At 64.6% G+C, this 21,805-nt stretch carries 21 protein-coding genes; 2 read left to right on the forward strand and 19 right to left on the reverse strand.

Annotated elements, in window-relative coordinates; all coding sequences use genetic code 11:
- Positions 1-14 precede the first annotated feature (14 nt).
- The 19 genes from astB to gspE form a co-directional block, all read right to left on the reverse strand.
- Positions 15-1,361, reverse strand: coding sequence for an N-succinylarginine dihydrolase (gene astB / locus ACN8M7_RS14875; protein ID WP_490261249.1), 1,347 nt, complete (start codon positions 1,359-1,361; stop codon positions 15-17).
- Positions 1,361-2,824, reverse strand: coding sequence for a succinylglutamate-semialdehyde dehydrogenase (astD, locus tag ACN8M7_RS14880; protein WP_490261250.1), 1,464 nt, complete (start codon positions 2,822-2,824; stop codon positions 1,361-1,363). The genes astB and astD overlap by 1 nt, the downstream gene beginning before the upstream one ends.
- Before the next feature lie 62 nt (positions 2,825-2,886).
- Positions 2,887-3,903: an arginine N-succinyltransferase gene (astA, locus tag ACN8M7_RS14885; protein ID WP_490261251.1), complete on the reverse strand. Its 1,017-nt coding sequence runs from the start codon at positions 3,901-3,903 to the stop codon at positions 2,887-2,889.
- A 99-nt stretch (positions 3,904-4,002) separates the two neighbouring features.
- Positions 4,003-5,019 carry an arginine/ornithine succinyltransferase subunit alpha gene (gene aruF, locus ACN8M7_RS14890; protein ID WP_061240395.1) on the reverse strand — a complete coding sequence of 339 codons (1,017 nt, stop codon included), beginning with the start codon at positions 5,017-5,019 and terminating at the stop codon, positions 4,003-4,005.
- Positions 5,020-5,127: 108 nt separating this feature from the next.
- Positions 5,128-6,348: an aspartate aminotransferase family protein gene (locus tag ACN8M7_RS14895; RefSeq protein WP_490261252.1), complete on the reverse strand. Its 1,221-nt coding sequence runs from the start codon at positions 6,346-6,348 to the stop codon at positions 5,128-5,130.
- A gap of 350 nt (positions 6,349-6,698) precedes the next feature.
- Positions 6,699-7,679 carry a transcriptional regulator ArgR gene (gene argR, locus ACN8M7_RS14900; RefSeq protein WP_061240393.1) on the reverse strand — a complete coding sequence of 327 codons (981 nt, stop codon included), beginning with the start codon at positions 7,677-7,679 and terminating at the stop codon, positions 6,699-6,701.
- Between the two features lie 55 nt (positions 7,680-7,734).
- Positions 7,735-8,499 carry an ABC transporter ATP-binding protein gene (locus tag ACN8M7_RS14905; RefSeq protein ID WP_061240392.1) on the reverse strand — a complete coding sequence of 255 codons (765 nt, stop codon included), beginning with the start codon at positions 8,497-8,499 and terminating at the stop codon, positions 7,735-7,737.
- Between the two features lie 28 nt (positions 8,500-8,527).
- On the reverse strand, positions 8,528-9,226 hold the full coding sequence (locus tag ACN8M7_RS14910) for an ABC transporter permease (RefSeq protein WP_490261253.1): 699 nt from the start codon (positions 9,224-9,226) through the stop codon (positions 8,528-8,530).
- 10 nt (positions 9,227-9,236) lie between these two features.
- On the reverse strand, positions 9,237-9,926 hold the full coding sequence (locus ACN8M7_RS14915; protein ID WP_061240390.1) for an ABC transporter permease: 690 nt from the start codon (positions 9,924-9,926) through the stop codon (positions 9,237-9,239).
- A 227-nt stretch (positions 9,927-10,153) separates the two neighbouring features.
- Positions 10,154-10,927, reverse strand: coding sequence for an ABC transporter substrate-binding protein (locus ACN8M7_RS14920; RefSeq protein ID WP_061240389.1), 774 nt, complete (start codon positions 10,925-10,927; stop codon positions 10,154-10,156).
- 439 nt (positions 10,928-11,366) lie between these two features.
- A complete protein-coding gene (locus tag ACN8M7_RS14925) occupies positions 11,367-11,888 on the reverse strand; it encodes a type II secretion system protein M (protein WP_490261254.1) in 522 nt (173 codons plus the stop codon).
- Positions 11,889-11,893: 5 nt separating this feature from the next.
- Positions 11,894-13,033, reverse strand: a complete 1,140-nt coding sequence (gene gspL, locus ACN8M7_RS14930; protein ID WP_490261255.1) for a type II secretion system protein GspL — start codon at positions 13,031-13,033, stop codon at positions 11,894-11,896.
- On the reverse strand, positions 13,030-14,004 hold the full coding sequence (gspK, locus tag ACN8M7_RS14935; RefSeq protein WP_490261256.1) for a type II secretion system minor pseudopilin GspK: 975 nt from the start codon (positions 14,002-14,004) through the stop codon (positions 13,030-13,032). The genes gspL and gspK overlap by 4 nt, the downstream gene beginning before the upstream one ends.
- Complete coding sequence (gene gspJ, locus ACN8M7_RS14940) at positions 14,001-14,666, reverse strand: type II secretion system minor pseudopilin GspJ (protein ID WP_490261373.1); 666 nt, start codon at positions 14,664-14,666, stop codon at positions 14,001-14,003. Before gspJ ends, gspK begins: the two co-directional genes overlap by 4 nt.
- Positions 14,666-15,052, reverse strand: coding sequence for a type II secretion system minor pseudopilin GspI (gene gspI, locus ACN8M7_RS14945; RefSeq protein ID WP_490261257.1), 387 nt, complete (start codon positions 15,050-15,052; stop codon positions 14,666-14,668). Before gspI ends, gspJ begins: the two co-directional genes overlap by 1 nt.
- Positions 15,049-15,570, reverse strand: coding sequence for a type II secretion system minor pseudopilin GspH (gene gspH / locus ACN8M7_RS14950; RefSeq protein WP_061240385.1), 522 nt, complete (start codon positions 15,568-15,570; stop codon positions 15,049-15,051). Before gspH ends, gspI begins: the two co-directional genes overlap by 4 nt.
- A 7-nt stretch (positions 15,571-15,577) precedes the next feature.
- The gene (gspG, locus tag ACN8M7_RS14955; protein ID WP_082768085.1) at positions 15,578-16,003 is read right to left on the reverse strand and encodes a type II secretion system major pseudopilin GspG; all 426 of its coding nucleotides are present in this window, start codon (positions 16,001-16,003) and stop codon (positions 15,578-15,580) included.
- A 4-nt stretch (positions 16,004-16,007) separates the two neighbouring features.
- Positions 16,008-17,225, reverse strand: a complete 1,218-nt coding sequence (gene xcpS / locus ACN8M7_RS14960) for a GspF family T2SS innner membrane protein variant XcpS (RefSeq protein WP_490261258.1) — start codon at positions 17,223-17,225, stop codon at positions 16,008-16,010.
- Positions 17,226-17,348: 123 nt separating this feature from the next.
- Positions 17,349-18,836, reverse strand: a complete 1,488-nt coding sequence (gspE, locus tag ACN8M7_RS14965; RefSeq protein WP_490261259.1) for a type II secretion system ATPase GspE — start codon at positions 18,834-18,836, stop codon at positions 17,349-17,351.
- Between the two features lie 237 nt (positions 18,837-19,073).
- On the opposite strand from gspE, the gene ACN8M7_RS14970 reads away from it, so the two are divergent.
- Together ACN8M7_RS14970 and gspD are read left to right on the forward strand one after the other, a co-directional pair.
- Entirely contained in the window at positions 19,074-19,715 is a 642-nt protein-coding gene (locus tag ACN8M7_RS14970; protein ID WP_490261260.1) for a type II secretion system protein N, read from the forward strand.
- Positions 19,716-19,719: 4 nt separating this feature from the next.
- The gene (gspD, locus tag ACN8M7_RS14975; RefSeq protein WP_490261261.1) at positions 19,720-21,657 is read left to right on the forward strand and encodes a type II secretion system secretin GspD; all 1,938 of its coding nucleotides are present in this window, start codon (positions 19,720-19,722) and stop codon (positions 21,655-21,657) included.
- Positions 21,658-21,805 lie beyond the last annotated feature (148 nt).

A 21,805-nucleotide genomic window follows, 5' to 3' on the forward strand; every position in this document is an offset into this window, starting at 1 on the left:
AATCGAGGTCAGGTTCAGGCTATCTGGAAAGGATAGACCGAGCCCAGTTTAAGGATCTGTGTCAGTTCATCCAATGCCGTGCGGCATTCGCTCAACAATTGCGGGTCGGCCAGATCGGCTTCGCTCAATCGGTCGCGGTAGTGTTTGTCGACCCAGACCACCAGGGTATCGTGCAGCGCGTCGCTCATCACCACCCCGGGATTGATTGCCGCCAGTTCCTGCTCGTTGAGCGCCACGCGCAGACGCAGACATGCCGGGCCACCGCCGTTCTGCATGCTCTGCTTGAGGTCGAACACTCGCACCTCACGGATCGGCCCGCCGCTGGCGGTCAGCTGTTGCAGGTAACGCCAGACGCTGGGGTTGTTGCGGCACTCTTCCGGCACCACCAGCAGCATGCTGCCATCGGCACGGCTCAACAGCTGGCTGTTGAACAGGTAGGAGCGCACGGCATCCTGCACGCTGACGGCAGAACCCGGCACGCACACCGCCTGAAAGTTGCCACCACGGCGGGCCAGTTTGTCGCCCAGTTCGGCCAGCACCTTGTCGGTATCGAGGAAGGCGTCCTGGTGATAGAACAGCACCTCGCCATTGCCCACCGCGATCACATCGTTGTGAAACACGCCCTGATCGATCACGGCCGGATTCTGCTGGGCATAGACCACGCCTGCCTCGCTCAGCCCGTGCAGGCGGGCGACCGCCTGACTGGCCTCCAGGGTCTGCCGCGCCGGATAACGCGCCGGCGCCGGATAACGGGTGTCGAAGGCGCTACGACCGTAGACGAAGAACTCCACCCCCGCGTCGCCATAACCCTTGCAGAAACGCGTGTGGTTGGCCGCGCCCTCGTCACCGAACTGCGCCACCGCCGGCAATGCCGGGTGATGGGCGAAGTGCGCGTCGTTGGCGAACATCGCCTGCAGCACGCGGCTGGTGGTCGGGTGTTCGATGCTGCGGTGGAACTTGCAGTTGAGGTTGGCGGCGGTGAAATGCACGCGACCGTCTGCCGTGTCGGCGCTGGGGCTGACGGTGCAGGCATTGGCCGTCCACATGCTCGAGGCCGAGCAGCTCGCCACCAGCAGCGGCATGGCTTCTCGCGCAGCACGCGCGATCACCTCGACATCGCTGCCGGTAAAGCCCAGACGACGCAGCGCGGCGACATCCGGGCGCTCCTGCGGGGCCAGCACGCCCTGTTTGAAGCCCATGTCCATCAGCGCCTTCATCTTCGCCAGGCCCTGCTTGGCCGCATCCCTGGGGCTCGATGCGGCATGGCTGTTGCTCTGCGAGGCAACGTTGCCGTAGGACAGCCCACCGTAGTTGTGCGTCGGCCCGACCAGGCCATCGACATTCATTTCAAAAGCGGACATCACAAAGTCACTCCCGGAGTCAGGGTCGCGGGCAGGGTCAGGCTTTCGCTTTCGAGCCCGGCCACCGGGTAGGCGCAATAATCGGCGGCGTAATAGGCACTGGCGCGATGGTTGCCCGAGGCGCCAATACCGCCGAACGGCGCAGTGCTGGCGGCACCGGTGAGCTGCTTGTTCCAGTTGACGATGCCGGCGCGGCTATGCAGCCAGAATTGCTCGAAGCGCGCGCGCGAGTCGGACAACAGGCCAGCGGCCAGCCCGTAAGCGGTGGCGTTGGCCTCGGCGATGGCAGATTCGAAGCTGTCGTAGCGAATCACCTGCAGCAGCGGGCCGAAAAATTCCTCGTCCGGACGCTCGCCCAGCGCCGTGACATCGAGGATACCGGGCGTCAGCAGTGCGGCATCGGCCTGCGGCTGGGTCATTTCCAGCAATGCCGTGGCGCCGCCAGCCAACAGGTGCTGCTGTGCCTGCATCAGTTGCCCGGCGGCCTGCAGAGAAATCACCGAGCCCATGAATGGCGCCGGCTGTTCGTCGAAACGACCGACCCGGATCTGCCGCGTCACCTGCACCAGGCGCGCCAGCAGGGCATCGCCCCACTCCCCTTGCGGCACCAGCAGGCGGCGCGCGCAGGTGCAACGCTGGCCGGCCGAGATGAACGCGGACTGGACAATGGTGTAGACCGCAGCGTCGACATCCGCGACCTGATCGACGATCAGCGGGTTGTTGCCGCCCATCTCCAGCGCCAGGATCTTGTCCGGACGGCCGGCGAACTGGGCGTGCAGCAGGTTACCGGTGCGACTGGAGCCGGTGAAGAACAGCCCGTCGATACCGGGATGGCCGGCCAGGGCGACACCGGTTTCGCGGCCGCCCTGCAACAGATTGAGCACGCCCTCGGGCAGCCCGGCCTCGATCCAGCACTGCACGGTCAGCTCGGCCACCTTCGGCGTCAGCTCGCTGGGCTTGAACAGCACGCAGTTGCCGGCCAAGAGCGCCGGCACGATATGACCATTGGGCAGGTGCCCGGGAAAGTTGTAAGGGCCGAACACCGCGACCACGCCATGCGGCTTGTGGCGCAACACCGCGGTGGCGTCGCCGAGCGGGCCACTCTTCTCGCCAGTGCGCTCACGGTAGCTCTGAATGGAAATCGCGACCTTGCCCACCATGCTGTTGACCTCGGTGGCTGCCTCCCACAGCGGCTTGCCGGTCTCCTCGCCAATTGCCCGGGCCACTTCGTCCGCCCGCGCTTTCAGGCAGGCGGCGAACCGTTCCAGCACGGCGATACGGCCATCCAGCGAATGCGCGGCCCACAGCGCGGACGCGCCACGGGCAGCGGCCACAGCGGCGTCGACCTGCGCGGCCGTGGCGCTCTGGCCCTGCCACAGCAAGGCCTGGCTGACCGGGTCGAACGATTGCAGCGGCTCGCCCTGACCAGACTGCCACTGCCCTGCGATGTAATGAGTGTTCATCTTGTTCTACCACTCCCAGCATTCAACGGCAGCCGCACGAGCCGCCGGGCAAAACCCATGACTCAGCCGTGCGCCGCCAACGCCACGGCGCGCACCTGATCGCCAGCGGACAGACGCAGACGTCTGGCAGTCTGCGGATCGACCACCAGGGTGCCGGCCGCCAGACGCGCAGGCGCGGCGGTGATCCGGCAATCCTGGCGCTTGCGGTTGTGTACCAGGAAGGACTCGGCGTCATCACCCGGCGTGCCGATGGCCAGCACCAGATTCTGGCTATCGCGCACGGCGCGGATCTTCGCAGTCTCCGCCTCGATCGCCGGACCGGCATCGAAGATGTCGACATAGCCCTGGTAGCTGAAGCCCTCGGCCTTGAGCATGGCCAGCGCCGGCTCGGTGTCCGGGTGAACACGGCCGATCACGGCGCGTGCATCTTCGGAAAGGAAACAGGTATAGAGCGGAAACTTCGGCATCAGCTCGGCGATGAAGGCCTTGTTGCCGACGCCGGTGAGGTAGTCCGCCTGGGAGAATTCCATCTTGAAGAAATGCCGGCCGAGACTCTCCCAGAAGGGAGAACGCCCGCGGTCGTCGGACATGCCGCGCATCTCGGCGATCACCTTGTCACCGAACAGCTCGCGAAACTCGGCGATGAACAGAAAGCGCGCCTTGGACAACAAACGTCCGTTGAGGCCCGTGCGGTGATCGGCATGCAGGAACAGCGAGCACAGCTCGGAGTTGCCAGTCAGGTCGTTGGCCATGAACAAGGTCGGCACCTGGCGATGGATGTTCAGCTCCTGCGAGGCGCTGACGGTCAGGCCAACCCGATAGTTGTACCAGGGCTCACGCAGACCGACGGCGCCTGCCACCGCAGAAATACCGACCACCTTGCCGGCATCGTCTTCGAGCACAAACAGGTAGTCGGCATCAGCGCGTTCGGCCTCGCCGCGAAAGGCCTTCTCCGCCCAACCGACCCGATGCGCCAGGCGCTGCTCGTTGGCGGGCAGCGTGGTCAGCCCAGCACCAGTGCTGCGAGCCAGGTCGATCAGAGCCGGCAAGTCGGCACTGCGCACGGGACGAACGATCATAGAACCTCCGGTTCAGCTTCCAGCCACAGGCGCCAGGCCTTGGGCAGAAGCCTCAATTCTCTGCCTGCAGCCTGCTGCTCGCAGTCTGCAGCCTTCTATTTAAAGCGCTACCAACCTGACACTGGCGCCTTCACCGACACCCAGCGCCTCGGCCGTTTGTGCACTGAGCACAACGGGCTTGCCCGGCACCCAGTCGAGTTCGGAGACGATGGCGCGGAAATCCTGCAACTGGCCGTTGCTCACCAGATACTGGCGCCCTGCGCCGTCGGCCTCGCCGATCTTCACCGGCACCAGGCGGCTCTGCGCGATGCTGCGGATGCCCGACGTGCGCGCATGCAGGGTCGGGCCACCGTCAAAGATGTCGATGTAGTGATCGGTCTCGAAGCCTTCGCGCATGAGAATGTCGAAGGTGATCTGCGCACGCGGATGCACCTGTCCCATGGCCTCCTGCGCCTCGTCGGAGAGCAGCGGCACGTAGATCGGGTAATGCGGCATCAGCTCAGCGAGGAAGGTACGGCTCTTGAGCCCGCACAGACGCTCAGCCTCGGCGTAGGTCATGTCGAAGAAGTTACGCCCCACCGCTTCCCAGAACGGCGAATCGCCCTTTTCGTCGCTGTGGCCGACGATCTCCACCACCACAGCATCGGCGAAACGCTCCGGGTGCCCGGCCATGAACAGCAGGCGCCCGCGCGAATTGAGTTCGGCGAACGCACTGCTGACCAGCGAACGCTCGACATAGAAGCTGGTGAGCAGGCTGTTGCCGGTCAGGTCGTGACACAGCGACAGCACGTGAATCTTGTTGTGGATCTTCAGCTCGCGCGAATTGTGCACGAAGGTTTCGTTGCGAAAGCTGTAGAAGGGCTCGGAGTAGCCAGCCGAGGCGACGATACCCGAGCAGCCGACCAGACGACCGCTCTCGGTGTCCTCGAGGACGAAGAAGTAGCTTTCCTCGCCATTGAAACTGACCTCGGCGGCGAACGACGCCTCCGAGGCAGCGATCTTGTCGCCCAGCCGGCCTGCATCGTCCGGCAACGAAGTGACACCCACCGGGCTGTCAGCAGCCAGTCGCTGCACGTCCGCCAGGTCCGCCATTTGCGCAGGGCGCATCACCAGCATGGGTCACTCCTTCTAAACACGGAAGCTGCAAGGTTGGTAGCCAGCGCGGGAGGCACTTCAGCGGCGACTGGCGCGGCTAAAGCCCCCCCACTGGAAGTCAGCAAGGACTCAGGCCGCCGTCAGTTTGCCCAGCGCACGCTCGAAACGAGTCAGGCCTTCTTCGATATCGGTTTCTTCGACCACCAGGCTCGGGGCGAAGCGCACCACGTCCGGACCGGCCTGCAGAATCATCAGGCCTTCGGCGCTGGCGGCATCGAGCACCTGCTTGGCCTTGCCCTTCCACTGTTCGTTGAGCACGCAGCCGAGCAGCAGGCCCATGCCACGCACCTGCTCGAACAGGCCGTACTGCTTGCCCAGGGCCAGCAGGCGGGTCTTGAATTGCTCGCTCTTGGCCTTCACACCGTCCAGGGTTTCACGGGTATTGACGATATCCAGCACCGCCTCGCCGACCGCGCAGGCCAGCGGGTTACCGCCGTAGGTGGTGCCGTGGGTGCCGGGCGAAAAATGCGTAGCCAGATCGGTGGTGGTGAGCATCGCCGCGATGGGGAAACCACCGCCCAGGCTCTTGGCGCTGGAGAGGATGTCCGGCACCACGCCGTAATTCATGTAGGCGAACAGTTCGCCGGTACGGCCCATGCCGCTCTGCACCTCATCGAACACCAGCAGCGCGTTGTGCGCATCGCACAGGGCACGAGCGCCTTCGAGGTAGGCCTTGTCCGCCGGCAACACGCCGCCCTCGCCCTGGATCGGCTCCAGCACCACGGCGCAGGTCTTGTCGGAAATGGCGGCTTTCAGCGCCTCCAGATCGTTGTACGGAACATGGGTGATGCCTTGGATCTTCGGCCCGAAACCATCGGAGTACTTCGGCTGGCCGCCGACGCTGACGGTGAACAGGGTACGGCCGTGGAAGCTGTTGGTGGCCGCGATGATTTCGTGCTTGTCCGGTCCGAAGCGGTCATGGGCGACACGGCGCGCCAGCTTGAACGCCGCCTCGTTGGCCTCGGCGCCGGAATTGCAGAAGAACACGCGCTCGGCGAAGGTCGCCTCGACTAGCTTCTTGCCCAGGCGCAGGGTCGGCTCGTTGGTGAACACGTTGGAGATGTGCCACAGGGTATTGGCCTGCTCGGTGAGCGCCGCGACCAGCGCCGGGTGGCAGTGGCCAAGCACGTTGACAGCGATGCCGCCGGCGAAGTCGATCAGCTCTCGACCGCTCTGATCCCAGACTCGCGAACCCAAGCCGCGCACGGGTACGAAGGCAGCAGGGGCGTAGTTGGGGACCATGAACTGATCGAAATCGGCGCGTTGCACCGCATCGTGCTGAACGGACATCAAAGCTCTCCTGATGAGAAATACCCGCCGCAGGCAGGCGACGAAGCGCCCGAAACGACAGGGAATGCAAGGATTGTAGGGACTGAATCGGGGCCGGCATTGTCGCCATGCGACAACTTCTTACAGCGCCACCCCAGGTTTTCCGCGGGTTTTCGTCCAAGCGACAGAAAGCGTCGGAAAGGCGCAGTTTAATCGCAGATCGCTGCCTGGAGCACGCCGGCGAAAAAAATCTCCGCAAGCTGACTGGCCGGTATCGAAAGTTCCAGGTACGTAGCCCGGGTGAAACCCGGGGCCGCACGCGATCACCCCGGATTTCATCCGGGCTACGACCATTGATCCCACAAGGTGGATCAGCCGCGCTCGACCGGCGTCGACGTCAGTTCGAAGGGGCTGTTGCTGCGACGCTGGTTACGGTCGTCGCGCGGCGTCGCGCCGAAGAAGTTGCGATAGGCGCTGGAGAAATGCGGCCCCGAAGAGAAACCGCAGGACAGGCCGATCTGGATGATCGACTTGCTGGTCTGCATCAGCAACTGGCGCGCCTTGTTCAGGCGCAGCTCCAGGTAGTACTGGCTCGGTACGCGATTGAGGTACTGCTTGAAGATGCGCTCCAGCTGCCGGCGCGACACGCACACGTGCTGGGCGATCTCGTCGGTGGTCAGCGGCTCCTCGATATTGGCCTCCATCAGCAGCACCGCCTGGGTCAACTTCGGATGACTGGAGCCGAGGCGATTCTGCAGTGGAATACGCTGACGCTCACCGCCCTCGCGAATGCGCTCGACCACCAGTTCCTCGCTCACCGCACCGGCCAGTTCTGCGCCGTGATCGCGCGCCAGCACCGCCAGCAGCAGGTCGAGTACGGCAAGACCACCGCAGGCGGTCAGCCGGTCGCGATCCCAGTCGAACAGATGACTGGTGGCGATGACCTTGGGGAAACGCTCGGAAAAATCGTCCTGCCAGCGCCAGTGCACCGCGGCGCGATAACCGTCGAGCAAACCAAGCTGAGCCAGCGGATAGACCCCGGCAGACAGCCCGCCGATCACACAACCGCCGCGCACCTGCTGTTTCAGCGCCGCTGCCAGGCCGGCGGACACCTGCGCCGGCGGCGCATCGGCGAGCAGGAACAGCTTGTCCAGCCCTTCCAGATGCCCGGCCCAGGGCTCACCTGGCAAACGCCAGTCCCCCGCTGCCAGCGGCTCGGCCTGGAGGAATACCAGCTCGTACACCACTTCCGGATGCACCCGCTGGGCGACACGCAAGGCTTCCTCCGCCAGGGACAGGGTCAGGGCCTTGGTGCCGGGCCAGTATAAAAAGCCGATTCGATGGGGGGTCATTAGTGTCTGTTCAAGGTCCGCTGCGCACCGGTTCAGTGCGCAGTCTAGCTTCTTATTATTTGAGACTGCCGGAAAGGAACTGTTGCAGTCGCTCGGATTGCGGATTGGTCAGCACGTCCCTCGGGCAACCGCGCTCTTCGACCAGCCCCTTGTGCAGGAACACCAGCTGATTCGACACCTCGCGGGCGAAACCCATTTCGTGAGTCACCACCACCATGGTGCGCCCTTCGGTGGCCAGGTCCTGCATGACCTTGAGCACTTCGCCAACCAGCTCCGGGTCGAGCGCCGAAGTCGGCTCGTCGAACAGCATCACTTCCGGCTCCATGGCCAGGGCACGGGCAATGGCCACGCGCTGCTGCTCACCGCCGCTCATGTGCGCCGGGTAGGCGTCCTTGCGGTGCGCAACGCCAACCTTGGCCAGATAATGCTCGGCCTTGTCGCGGGCTTCTGCCTTGTTCACCCCGAGCACGTGCACCGGCGCTTCCATCACGTTTTCCAGGGCGCTCATATGCGACCACAGGTTGAAGTGCTGGAACACCATGGCCAGGCGCGAGCGCATGCGCTGCAGCTGCCTGGCATCGGCGGCGCGCAGCGAACCATCCTTGGCCGGCACCAGTTTCAGCTCTTCGCCGTTGAGCAGGATCTTGCCGGCATGCGGCTGCTCCAGCAGGTTCAGGCAACGCAGAAAGGTGCTTTTGCCCGAGCCACTGGAGCCGATGATGCTGATCACGTCGCCGGCCTTGGCCGCCATCGACACGCCCTTGATCACCTCATGACTGCCGTAGCGCTTGTGCAGGTCCTGAACTTCGAGTTTGTACATGTTCGGGTTCTCTTGAATCGTCATGGCATCAGGCCTTGCGCGGCGCCAGGTAAGCCAGCCAGCGGCGTTCGGCCAGCTTGAACAGGCGCACCAGGATGAACGTCAATGCCAGGTAGAACAGGCCGGCGGTGACGTAGGCCTCGAACGGCAGGTAGTACTGCGAGCTGACGGTTTTGGCTGCACCGGTGATGTCGATGAGGGTCACCACCGAGGCCAGGCTGGTGGTGTGCAGCATCATGATCACCTCGTTGCTGTACTGCGGCAGCGCCCGGCGCAACGCCGACGGCAGCAGGATGCGCGAATAGAGCTTGCCGCGCGACATGCCCATGGCCTTGGCCGCCTCGATCTCGCCGGGCGGCGTGGCCTTGAGGCTACCAGCGAGGATTTCAGCGGTGTAGGCACTGGTATTGATGGCAAAGGCCAGGCAGGCGCAGAAAGTGGCGCTGGACAGGTAAGGCCACAGGAAACTCTCGCGCACCGCTTCGAACTGGGCCAGGCCGTAGTACAGCAGGTACAGCTGCACCAGCATCGGCGTGCCACGGATCACATAGGTGTACAGCCACGCCGGGAAGTTGACCAGCTTTTGCTTCGACACCCGCATGATCGCCAGCGGCACCGCCAGCAACAGGCCCACGGCCAGCGCAATGATGAGCAGCTTGAGGGTCACCAGCACACCACCGAAGTACAGCGGCAGGCTTTCGAGAACCACGTTGTAATCGAAAAGCATGGTCACTCCCTCAGAGTTCGGCGGCTTTTACGCCGACCGAATAGCGCCGTTCGAGATAGCGCAGTACCAGCAGCGACACGCTGGTGATCGCCAGGTACACGGCCGCCGCCAGGAGGATGTAAGTGAACGGCTCGCGAGTCGCGTCACCGGCGCTCTTGGCGCGGGCCATCATGTCCTGCAGGCCGACCAGGGAGATCAGCGCGGTAGCCTTGACCAGCACCAGCCAGTTGTTGGTGATGCCTGGAATCGCCAGGCGGATCATCTGCGGCACGAGGATGCGCAGGAACACTCGGCGCGGGCTCATGCCATAGGCCATGCCAGCCTCGCCCTGCCCTTTCGGGATGGCCATGAAGGCGCCACGAAAGGTCTCCGACAGATAAGCACCGTAGATGAAGCCCAGCGTGCCGACACCCGCCACGAAGGGATTGATGTCGATGTAATCCTCATAGCCCAGCAGCGGAGCGATGCGATTCACCAGATCCTGACCGCCGAAGAAGATCAGCAGAATCAGCACCAGTTCGGGAATGCCACGAATCACCGTGGCGTAGGTCTCGCCCAGCAGGGCCAGCCATTTCACTGGCGACAGACGAAAAGCCGCACCAAGCAGGCCAAGTGCGACGGCGACCGCCATCGACAACAGCGCCAGCTGCACGGTAAGCCAGGCACCCTCGAGAATGGTCGAGCCGTAGCCTTGAAGCATGCGCCAATACCTCTCAGGCACCGGGGTGGCGCCGTATCGCACAAAGGAAATGGATGTCGCCGCAGCGACCTACAACGCCTGAACGCCAGCACGGACGAACAGACAGCCGATACCTAAAGGATTAACCAAGAAAAAAGTGGCACAACCTCAGAGGATGTCTACAAATTGCTGCGCTTTGTAAACACCCTCTAGCAAAGGTTAGTGCCACTTCATCCGTCTCGAAGCGCTTACTCGCCGTAAACGTCGAAGTCGAAGTACTTGTCCTGCACTTCCTTGTACTTGCCGTTGGCGCGAATGGCCAGGATGGCTGCGCTGATCTTGTCGGCCAGCGCCTTGTCACCCTTGCGCACGGCGATGCCCTGGCCTTCGCCGAAGTACTTCACGTCGGTGAAGTCCGGGCCTACGAAGGCGAAGCCCTTGCCGCCGTCGGTCTTGAGGAAGCCGTCATCGATATTCACCGAATCGGCCAGCGTGGCATCCAGGCGACCGGACTGCATGTCCAGGAAGACTTCGTTCTGCGAGCTGTAGCGCACGATTTCGGCGCCCGCCGGAGCGAAGATGTCGGTGGCGTAACGGTCATACACAGAAGAGCGCTGCACGCCGATCTTCTTGCCTTTCAGGTCGACCAGCGGATCCTTGAGCTCGGTACCGGCCTTCATCGCCAGTTTGGCGGGAGTGGCGTAGTACTTGCCGGTGAAGTCCACCGATTTCTTGCGATCTTCGGTGATCGACATCGACGACAGCACGGCGTCGAACTTGCGCACTTTCAGCGCCGGAATCAGGCCATCGAACTCCTGCTCGATCCACTTGCACTCGACCTTCATCTCTTCGCACAGGGCATTGCCGATGTCGTAGTCGAAGCCGGAAATCTGGCCATCAGGAGTCTTGAATGCGAAGGGTGGGTAGGCCGCCTCGATACCAATGCGCAACGGCTTCTCGGCCAGGGCCAGGGGCGACATCAGGGACAGCGCCAGGGCGCCGAGCAGTGCGATCTTCTTCATTCTTTGCTCCTTCGAATTGGGTATGGCATCGATGGCAGTGAGGGGCCCGGGCCTTTTATGGGTTATAGAAGGCAGTGCGGCACGGTCGTGTAGGACGAGCGACAAAGGGCCTTGGCTGGGTGAGCGGCATTCTAGCGGCAGGCAATGAGGCGATATTTCTTCAATGCGACAACTAATTACAGAAGCGCAGGAAGCACCGAGGGCAGATATTGACAGCCCGCAAAAGCAGTGATCAAGAGAAAAAGGTAAACCCATACCTTTAGCAATACTCAGGCCATCAATCAGCGAAAGCCCGTTTCATGGGCTTCAACGCCGTTTTACCGCGTCATCCAGTATTGGAAATGGCACCGTATCGGCGCACCAACGTTCCCTAAGCGCCCAATCGGGTGCGTGATGTTACCGTGGCGCCATGCAAACCTTAGGGTGCGCATGGCGCACCCTAGCCATCTACCCGCAGGGTGAGACGGGTGGTCACGCGATTTTCCTCGGCGCGGTCCAAGCCGGCTTCCTCGACGCGCACGCCCTGCGCTTCCAGCGCCTCGATCCAGCCTAGCAACTGGGCGAACGCCACCGGCTGCAGGCTGACCTGCACCGCGCCTACGCCCTCGGTATCCAGACGCTCGATCACCAGCCCCCGCTGCGCCGCGCTGGCCGTGACCACGCCCTGCAGGCGCGCCGGGTCGAGGCTGGCGCGCGGCTGCAGATCGCGCCCCTGCAGCTGCGGTGCACGGCTCCGCAGATAGGCATACAGCGCCCGCTGCTCTTCGAACGCGGCGCGCGCTGCCTGGGCATGACGCTGCGCCGGCTGCCACAAGGCCAGGTAGAACAGCACCAGCAGCAGGAAAGCGCTCAACGCCATCAACGCCAGGCGATCACGCGCAGGCAGCGCCTGCCAACGTTGCGCCAGTGGCGAGCGCTGCCAGTGCAGGTGCAGGTTTTCGCTCAATCCCGTTCTCGACATACCGCTCATCCTCCTATCACCACACGCGCGCTGACGCCTTCGGCTTCGCGGCTAGCCGAGCCCATCTGTACCGACAGTCCCGCCGCCTCCAGGCGCTCGCGCAGCCCCTCCAGCTCGGCGAACCCCGGCGCCTGCAGCTGCAACGACATATCGGCGCGCGTCGCACTGTAGTCGAGCTGATTGACCTGCACCTGCGGCGCTCCTTCGGCATTTAGCGCGGCCGCCACCTCGGCCAGCAGACCGAGTAGCGGACTGTCGCGCCCCGTGGACTGCGCCAGATGCTGGTCGAACTGCGCACGCAGATTGATCAACTTGCTGTCCTGTGGAAACAACTCGCGATACAGCGCCTCGCTGGACGCGGCGTAAGCATCGGCTTCACGCTGCAGGTACCAGCCCTGCGCCAGATTGAAGCCCCACTGCAGTATGAGACACAGCGCCAGCACAGCGGCCAGCGGACGCCAACGCAGCCAGCCATCACCGCTCTGGCGCAGGGCGAACTCGCCTTGCGCGAGGTCGACACCCGCATGCTGACGCACCAGCCACTGCTGCGCATCTTCCAGCAGGTGCGCTTCATCGACGACTTCAGGCAACTGCTGCCCCGCTGGCGCACTGGCGATGTGCGGCGCAGGGCATCGCCCTGCCAGTACCGGCCAGTCCTCAGACTGCAAGGCCAGGCGCCAGGGCGCCTCGCCGCCGAGCAGCCAGCGCGACTGCAGCCAGAGCAACTGACTGCCCTGGCGCGGCAACAGATCGGCGTCGACACGAATCGCCTGCGGCGGTTGCGCCGCACACAGGGCCAGGCACTCGCGCAGCCAACTGGCGCGCACCGCGTAGACACGATGACGACCATCGGCCAGTTGCTCGCCCAGCGCCAGGTGCATCAGCTCGACCTCCTCGGCCAGCAGCTCCTCCACCGCGAACGGCAGGGCCTGACGCATCCAGCGCGCCTTCTGTGTCGGCAGCTGCACGGCACAGGCAGTGACGGCTTCTACCGGCAACACCAGTTGCCAATGCGCAGGCACATCGGCCAGTGCCTCGGCCAGGCTCATTGCACGACTGCCATCTGCCGTAACGCGCATGACGGGCAGCTCCGCTGACAGGTCGTGGCACGCCTCGGGCGGCAGGAAAATCCATGTAGGGGTCATTCTTGTGCTTCCTCAATGGGCGTAGGCGGCATACCGCCCTGTCCCAGATCACGCGCCAGGACACTGACCTGGCCATCATTGCTGCGCTGCAACAGGCTGCGCAATACCACCCGGCGTTCGCCCAGGCTCACTTCGCTGAACACCTCGAAATACTGACTGCCAACCGCCAGCCCCTGCACCACCTGCTCGCCCAACCCCGCGAGCGCAGGCTGAGCAGCGAAGGCACTGGCGCTGGGGTAACCCTCAGCGCCGCGCCCGGCGATCAGCGCCATGGCCGCATCCGGACTCAAGCTGTCGGACAGGCTGGAGAGCACCATGGCGCTGGCCGTGTTGACGTTGAGCAACGTACCGCTGGGCAAGGCGCTGACGAAGGGCTGCAAGCGGCGGTAGTCAGCATCGTCCATTTCCAGCAGCAGACGCAGCTCGGACACGTCGCTGATCTCGCGATTGGTGGTGCGATAAGGCGGCGTCGCCAGCAGGTACTGGCTATCCTCCGCGCCATTGCCCCCCTGCAATTCGCTGTCGCGATCCAGCCAGTCCAGCAGGCGCTCGGCATAGGGTTTGCCGATGTCCAGGCGCTGCAACAGACGGCGAAAACGCAGCACCGCCAATTCATTGGGCCGCCCCTGACTCACCAGATTGTTGAGATTGAAGCGGCCACTGGGGTCGACGATCTGCACACGCAGTTCCCCGCCCTCATCCAGCGGAAAAGGTGGCAACGGCCTCGCCCAGGGCTCCAGCGGATGATCAACCGGCTGACGCGGGTCGCCCTGGCGCAGATCGCGCTCGAGCATCGCCTTGGCCAGCGTCTCGCCGCCCAGGGCGTAATGCCAGGCCTGGGTCACGTGCAGCTGGTTGGCACTGCTGCGGATCGACAGCTGCTGGCGGGCGATCAGCCCGGCGCAGACCACCGTCACCACGGCGACCACCAGCAGCACGGTGATCAGGGCCACTCCGCTCTGCCGTCTCATGACTGCGGCACCTCGTCCTGCTCACCCGGCGGCGCCGCTGGTGCCTGCTGCGCGGGCAGATCCGGCAGGCGCAGCAGGCGACGCAGCTCGCCATAACGGCGATGCTGCAGGCGCAGCTCGATTGCATGCGGCAAATCGGTGAGCAGGCTATCGCCAGAGGCATTGGCCGGCGGCCAGTCGGTCTGCCATTGCCCCTCCTTGTCCAGGTAACGCAGGCTCAGCGACTCGACACCATCGAGCGCCTGCTGGATCTGCGGCGTGCTGTCCTGCGCGCGATCCAGTACACGCCAGTAGCGGCGCTGCCATTGTTCGCCACTGAGCTGCCAGCGCACACGCTGCACCTCGGCACGCGGCTGGCCCAGCGGATTGCGCCAGCCGGCGCGCGTCAGCTCCAGCGCGGTGGCATCGGCTAGGTCGCTGTGCAGCGCCGGCTGATCATCGCCGAAACCATCGCGAGTCGGCCGTACCGTCACCTGGCGCACGTCGCGCTCGAACGCAGACAGGGCACGGCTCAGCTCGCGCAGCTGGCGTTCGTGTTCACGGGTGACGGCGTCGGCGCTGAGCACGCTGTCGAGCATGCGGTAGGTGGCCAGCCCCAGCAACGCGAAGATGGCGATGGCAATCAGCAGCTCCAGCAGGGTGAAACCGCGCTGCTCACGCATCATCGCGGCGCTCCGAGAAATCCGCTGAGGCTGACCACGGCCCGCTCGCGCATATCGCCACGGGCGCCGCGCTCATCGACAGCGACCCACAGCGTCACGCGGCGCATGGTCGGCTCGCTGGTGGCCTCGATCTCGCTTTGCCAGCCCCAGCGGCGCCCGGCGAATTCCACCTGGCCCTGATCGCGGCCGTCGGCAGGCGGCGTCTCGGCCAGTTGCAACTCGGTCATACGGTTGTCGGCCACCCACATCGCCAGGGTCTTGTCTTCCAACTGACTGGCGGTGCGCACGCTGCGTGCGCTGGCGGTCAGCACGCTGGCGGCGACCAGGGCGAAGATGGCCAGCGCCACCAGCACTTCGAGCAGGGTGAAGCCGCGCGCCCCCCTCATCCAGCACGCCCCGCGCCCAGCTCCTCGACGCGCGGCAGGCCGAAGCCGTCGCTGGACAGTTGCAGGCGCAGGCCGTCGCGGCGGCGCTCGGCGATACGCAGGCGAAATGGCGTCAGCTCGCCACTGGACAGGATCAGCAACTGCGGCGTGTCAGCACCGGCCTCGGCCACCAGGGTCATGGCCTCGCCTTCCACTTCGAATTCCATTTCGGCCCACTCCGGCAGTCGATGAGCCTGACGATCCAGCGCCTGCCATTCGGCGCGCTGCGGATCGTAGCGCAGCACCCGATAACCCTCGCGGGTAAAACTCAGGCCGTACTCGCGGTTATCCAGCACGGCCTCGTCGAGCAGCACGCCGATCAAGCCACTGAGGCGTTCGGCCTCGCTGCGCAACTCGCGCGCCGGCCCGGCGATGCCGGTGCTGAACACCGCCAGGCCGATCAGGCTGCCGAGAATGACCAGCACCACCAGCAGTTCGATCAGGGTGAAGCCGCGCGTCTTGGCCGGTACGCCAATCATGATCGGGTCAGAGATCCCAGTTACCGATATCGGCGTTCAGATCGCTGCCGCCCTGCTTGCCGTCGGCGCCGAGCGAGTAGAGATCGAAGGCGCCCTTGGTTCCGGGTGCCAGGTATTGGTAAGGGTTACCCCAGGGGTCGATGGGCAGGCGCTTGAGGTAGCCGTCCTTGTTCCAGTTCTTCGCTGGCGGGTTACCGCTCGGCTTGCTCACCAGTGCTTCCACGCCCTGCTGGGTGCTGGGGTAGTTGTGGTTGTCGAGCTTGTACATGTCCAGCGCCGCACCGATGGCGCGGATGTCGTTCTGCGCTGCGGTAACCTTGGCCTGATCCGGCCGGCTCATCACCTGCGGTACCACCAGCGCCGCCAGAATGCCCAGAATCACCACCACGACCATGATTTCAATCAGGGTGAAACCCGCTTGTCTGCTATTCACCTAACTACCCCACCATCTGGTTCAAAGAAAGAATCGGCAACAGGATGGCCAGCACGATCACCAGCACCACTGCCCCCATGAACACCAGCATGAACGGCTCGAACAAACCGACCAACAGGGCGATCTGAGCACTGAGGTCGTTTTCCTGGTTCTTTGCCGTACGCGCCAACATCTGATCCAGCTCGCCGGAGCGTTCGCCACTGGCGATCATGTGCAACATCATCGGCGGGAACTGCCCGGTGGCTTCCAGCGAACGGGTCAGGCTGCCGCCTTCGCGCACCTTCTGCGCCGCCACCAGCACCTCGCCACGAATCACCCGATTGCCGATCACCTCGCCGGCAATCGCCAGCGCCTCCACCAGCGGCACGCCACTGCGGGTGAGAATCGCCAGGGTCGAGGCGAAACGCGCGCAGTCGGTGGCGCGGCCCAGCCGGCCGATCAGCGGTATACGCAACAGAAAGCGATGCCAGCGCAGGCGAAAGGCCTCGTCACGCAGCGCGGCACGCAAGGCGATCACCGCCAGCACCAGCGCCACCAGTGCGACCAGGCCCCAGGCCTTGACCCAGTCGCTCAGGGCGATCAGGCCGCGCGTGAGCGCCGGCAGGGTCTGCCCGGAATCGACGAATACCTTGACCACATCCGGCACCACGTAACCGAGCAGAAAACCGACGATAAGCAGCGACGCGCACATCAATATCACCGGATAGAGCAAGGCCAGCTGCACCTTCTGCCGCGACTGTTGGCGCTGCTCGGTGTAGTCGGCCAACTGTTCCAGCACCGGCCCGAGGTGCCCGGCATGCTCACCCGCCGCCACCGTGGCGCGATACAGCTCGGGGAAGGCCCCCGGGAACTCCTTGAGGCTGCCGGCCAGGCTGTGCCCCTCGAGCACGCGGGCGCGTACCGCCAGCAGCATGCCCTGGATACGCGAATTGGTGGATTGCGCGGCCGCGGCGCGCAGCGCTTCTTCGATCGGCAGCGCCGCCTGGATCAGCGTTGCCAACTGGCGGGTGACCAGCGCCAGGTCGCGTGCCGACAGGCCACGGGCAAAACCCAAACGCGCCTGGCCGCTGCCCTGCTCACGACTGCGCGTGGCCTTGACCTCCAGCGGCGCCAATTGCCGCTCGCGCAACAGCTGGCGTACCTGGCGCGCACTGTCGGCCTCGAGCACGCCCTTCTGCTGGCGGCCGCGCCCGTCCAGGGCGATGTATTCAAAGGCCGCCATCGACGGATCGCTCCAGTGTTCCGTGTAGGAGCGGCTTCAGCCGCGATCTGCGCCAACTCGCGACTGAAGCGCAATGCCGCCCAGCCGCTCCTACAAGAACCGATGCCAACATCCCAATCGCCATCATTCCTCCCGCGTCACGCGCAGCACTTCCTCGACCGTGGTCACCCCTTCCAGCACCTTGCGCCGGCCATCGTCGCGGATGCTCGGCCCCAGGGTGCGGGCGTGACGGGTCATGTCCTGCTCGGCAGCGCGGCTGTGTACCAGGGTACGCATGGTTTCGTCGAACACCACCAGCTCGTAGATGCCGGTACGCCCGCGATACCCCTGCTGATGGCACTGGGCACAACCGCGCGCATGATAGAGCGTCGGCGGCGAGCTGGCCGGCACGCCGAGCAAGGCGCATGCGGCTTCATCGGCTGCATAGGGTTCCTTGCACGCCGGGCACAGCACGCGCACCAGACGCTGGGCCAGTACGCCGAGCAGCGATGATGACAGCAAGAACGGCTCCACGCCCATGTCCACCAGGCGGGTGATGGCGCCGATGGCGCTGTTGGTGTGCAGCGTGGACAGCACCAGGTGGCCGGTGAGCGAGGCCTGCACGGCGATTTCGGCGGTTTCCTTGTCGCGGATCTCGCCGACCATCACCACGTCAGGGTCCTGACGCAGGATGGCGCGCAGGCCACGGGCGAAGGTCATGTCCACCTTGGTATTGACCTGGGTCTGACCGATGCCTTCGAGGTGGTATTCGATGGGGTCCTCGACGGTGAGGATGTTGCGCGTGTGATCGTTGAGGCTGACCAGGCTGGCGTACAGCGTGGTGGTCTTGCCCGAACCGGTGGGGCCGGTGACCAGCAGAATGCCGTGCGGCTTGCGCACGGTTGCTTCCATCAGCGCGCGATCCTCGGCGCGCATGCCCAGGTGCTGCAACGACAAACGCCCGGCCTGCTTGTCGAGCAGACGCAACACCACCCGCTCGCCGTTGGCCGACGGCAGCGTGGAGACACGAATATCCACCTCACGCCCGCCCACCTTGAGCGAGATGCGCCCGTCCTGCGGCACGCGCTTCTCGGCGATGTCCAGACGCGCCATGACCTTGACCCTTGAGACCAGCAGCGCGGCCAGCTCACGCTTGGGTTCGAGCACCTCACGCAGGATGCCGTCAACGCGAAAGCGCACCACCAGACGTTTCTCGAAGGTTTCCAGGTGAATGTCGGAGGCATTTTCCTTGATCGCTTCGCCGAGAATGGCGTTGATCAGGCGGATGATCGGCGCGTCGTCTTCCTGCTCCAGCAGGTCTTCGGTTTCCGGCACCTGATCGGCCAGCGACGCCAGGTCGAAACTGCCGCCGATGTCCTCGGCCAGCTGCATGGACGCCGAATCATGCTGATAGGCCGCCCCCAGCGCCTGGGCGAACGCCTGCGCATCGAGCACCTGCAACGGCAGGCTGCGCCCGGCAAAACGCTGCGCCTCGGCCAGCGCCACCGGATCGCAATCGGCGCGATGAGCCAGACTGGCGCGCCCGTCATGCATGACGAACACCAGGCCATGACGCTTGGCGAAACTGAAGGGCAAGCGGCGCAATGGAGTTTCGAGCAGCGAAGCGTTCATGCGAGACCTTAGAACAGAACCTTATCCCGGTAGTACAGCCTAACCCGGCTGCCTGGCTCAATGGGCCACCTCTGGGACGGTCTTTTTTTGTAATGGTTATCTCATTCATCTTTATCACATTGACTGGAACCGCACACCCACCCTATTGGGGGGATGCCAAGCGTGCGCAGGCTGCTATGATCAGCGCGCGACGCCCCGCACACAGAAGAATTAGAACGTCGTTTTCGGAGTGACCGCTTGCCCATCTCGGCCCTTCCCCAGCGGCTCAAGGACAACCTCCCGAGCCTGATCGGCATGCTCATGCTGATCGCCCTGAGCCTCAGCCTGGCCTGGCGGAGCGCAGAACTGCTGCGCCTGGTGCGCGGCCCGGTGCAACAAGCGCCCAGCCAGAGCGCCGCCAGCCCGGAACTGCGCGCCCAGGCACCCGTCGACCAACTGTTCGGTACGCCCCGGCAGGCCGCCAGCGGCCCTCCGCCGGCCACCAACCTGCAACTGACCCTGCTCGGCAGCTTCGTTCACAGCGACCCGCAACGCTCCAGCGCGATGATCCAGCGCCAGGGTGAGAGTGCCCAGCGCTTTACCGTCGGCTCCGATGTGGACAACGGCGTGCGTCTGGATGCCGTCTACACCGACCGCGTCGAACTGGTGCGCAACGGCCGCCGCGAAAGCCTCACCTTCCCGCGCCCGAGCAGCGGGCAATACAGCTACACCCCGCCGGTCGAAAGCGCAGCGCCAGACTCGCTGCAACAGCTCGACCGTCTCGACCAGGACAACCTCGAACAACTGCGCCAGCGCATGCAGACGCTGCGCGAACAAATGGAAGCCTCCGGCACCCAGCCCGTGGAAACGCCCTCTGATCAGCCCATGGAAAGCGACTGAACCGATGCATTTTTTCCGTAGCCGACTGACCCTCGCCCTTCTCGCCGCCGGCCTTGCCACCGCCCCCCTGCCCCTGCTCGCGCAGATCCAGCAGGTGCCGCCCAGCGCCAACCAGCAGGAAGAAAGCTGGACCATCAACCTCAAGGGCGCGGACATCCGTGAATTCATCGACCAGATCGCCAGCATCACCGGACAGACCTTCGTCGTCGACCCGCGCGTGAAGGGCCAGGTCAACGTGGTATCGAGCACACCGCTGGGGCTGTCCGAGGTGTACCAGCTGTTCCTCTCGGTGATGGCCACCCACGGTTTCAGCGTGCTGACCCAGGGCGACCAGGCGCGCATCGTGCCCAATGCCGAGGCCAAGGCCGAAGCGGATGCCGGGCGCCCGGCGCCGGATCGCCTGGAAACCCGCCTGATCCAGGTGCAGCACACGCCGGTGGCCGAGCTGATCCCGCTGATTCGCCCACTGGTACCGCAGTACGGCCACCTGGCCGCCGTCACCTCTGCCAACGCGCTGATCATCAGCGACCGCAGCGCCAACATCGCCCGCATCGAAGACCTGATGCGCCAGCTCGATCAGAGCGGCGCGCAGGACTTCAGCGTGGTCACCCTGCAACATGCCTGGGTGATGGACGCCGCCGAAGTGCTCAACACCGCCATTGCTCGTGGCCAGGCCAAGGGCAGCGGCGCCACCCAGGTGGTGGCCGATGCGCGCACCAATCGGCTGATCCTGCTCGGCCCGCCGGACGCCCGCGCCAAGCTGGCCGACCTCGCCCGCTCGCTGGATACGCCCACCAGCCGCTCGGCCAACACACGGGTGATTCGCCTGCGCCACAACGACGCCAAGGCCCTGGCCGAAACCCTCGGGGAAATCTCCGAAGGCCTGAAGAGCCAGCAGAACGGCGAAACCACCGGCAAGCAGTCAAATATCCTCATCCGCGCCGACGAGAGCCTCAATGCGCTGGTGCTGCTGGCCGAGCCAGACCTGGTGGCGACCCTCGAAGACATCGTGCGCCAGCTCGACGTGCCGCGCGCGCAGGTGATGGTCGAGGCGGCCATCGTCGAGATTTCCGGCGACATCAGCGACGCCGTCGGCGTGCAGTGGGCGGTGGACGCTCGCGGCAAGACTGGCGGCCTGGCCGGGGTGAATTTCGGCGGCACCGGCCTGTCGATCGGTACCGTGCTGCAGATCCTGCAGAATGGCCAGGTGCCGGAGAACACCACCCTGCCCGACGGCGCCATCATCGGCGTCGGCAGTGACCGCTTCGGCGCACTGATCACGGCGCTGTCGGCCAACAGCAAGAGCAACCTGCTGTCCACGCCAAGCCTGCTGACCCTGGACAACCAGAAGGCGGAAATTCTCGTGGGGCAGAACGTGCCGTTCCAGACGGGTTCCTACACCACCGACTCGTCCGGTGCCGGCAACCCCTTCACCACCATCGAGCGCAAGGACATCGGCGTCACCCTCAAGGTCACCCCACACATCAACGACGGCGCCACCCTGCGCCTGGAGATCGAACAGGAAATCTCCTCCATCGCCCCCAGCACCAGCCTCAATGCACAGGCGGTCGACCTGGTGACCAACAAACGCTCGATCAAAAGCACCATCCTTGCCGAGGATGGCCAGGTGATCGTGCTCGGCGGCCTGATTCAGGACGACGTTACCCAGGCGGTTTCCAAGGTCCCCCTGCTCGGCGACATTCCCCTGCTCGGCGGGCTGTTCCGCTCGACTCGCGACTCACATATCAAGCGCAACCTGATGGTCTTCCTGCGGCCCACCGTCGTGCGCGACGGCGCCGGCCTGGCGGCGCTATCGGGCAAGAAGTACAGCGATATCCGCATCCTCGGCGACGGTGCAAATGGCAAGCCCAGCATCCTTCCCAGCACCCCAACGCAGCTGTTCGACGGCCGGGGCGAACCGGCGATAGATTTGCGGCAGTAGAAAGCTCGTACGGGCGCAACCTACCATTGCGGACCGCTACCCCAACACTTCAGCAATTAGAAAATGCCACAGTGCTGGATCGTAGAGTCGCCCGTTCATATGAATAAGCTTGCTTTACAGCAAGTACTGATGGTCGGTGAAACCTCGA

Source organism: Pseudomonas spartinae (assembly GCF_965197125.1).
In the GTDB taxonomy this organism is placed as follows: domain Bacteria; phylum Pseudomonadota; class Gammaproteobacteria; order Pseudomonadales; family Pseudomonadaceae; genus Aquipseudomonas; species Aquipseudomonas composti_A.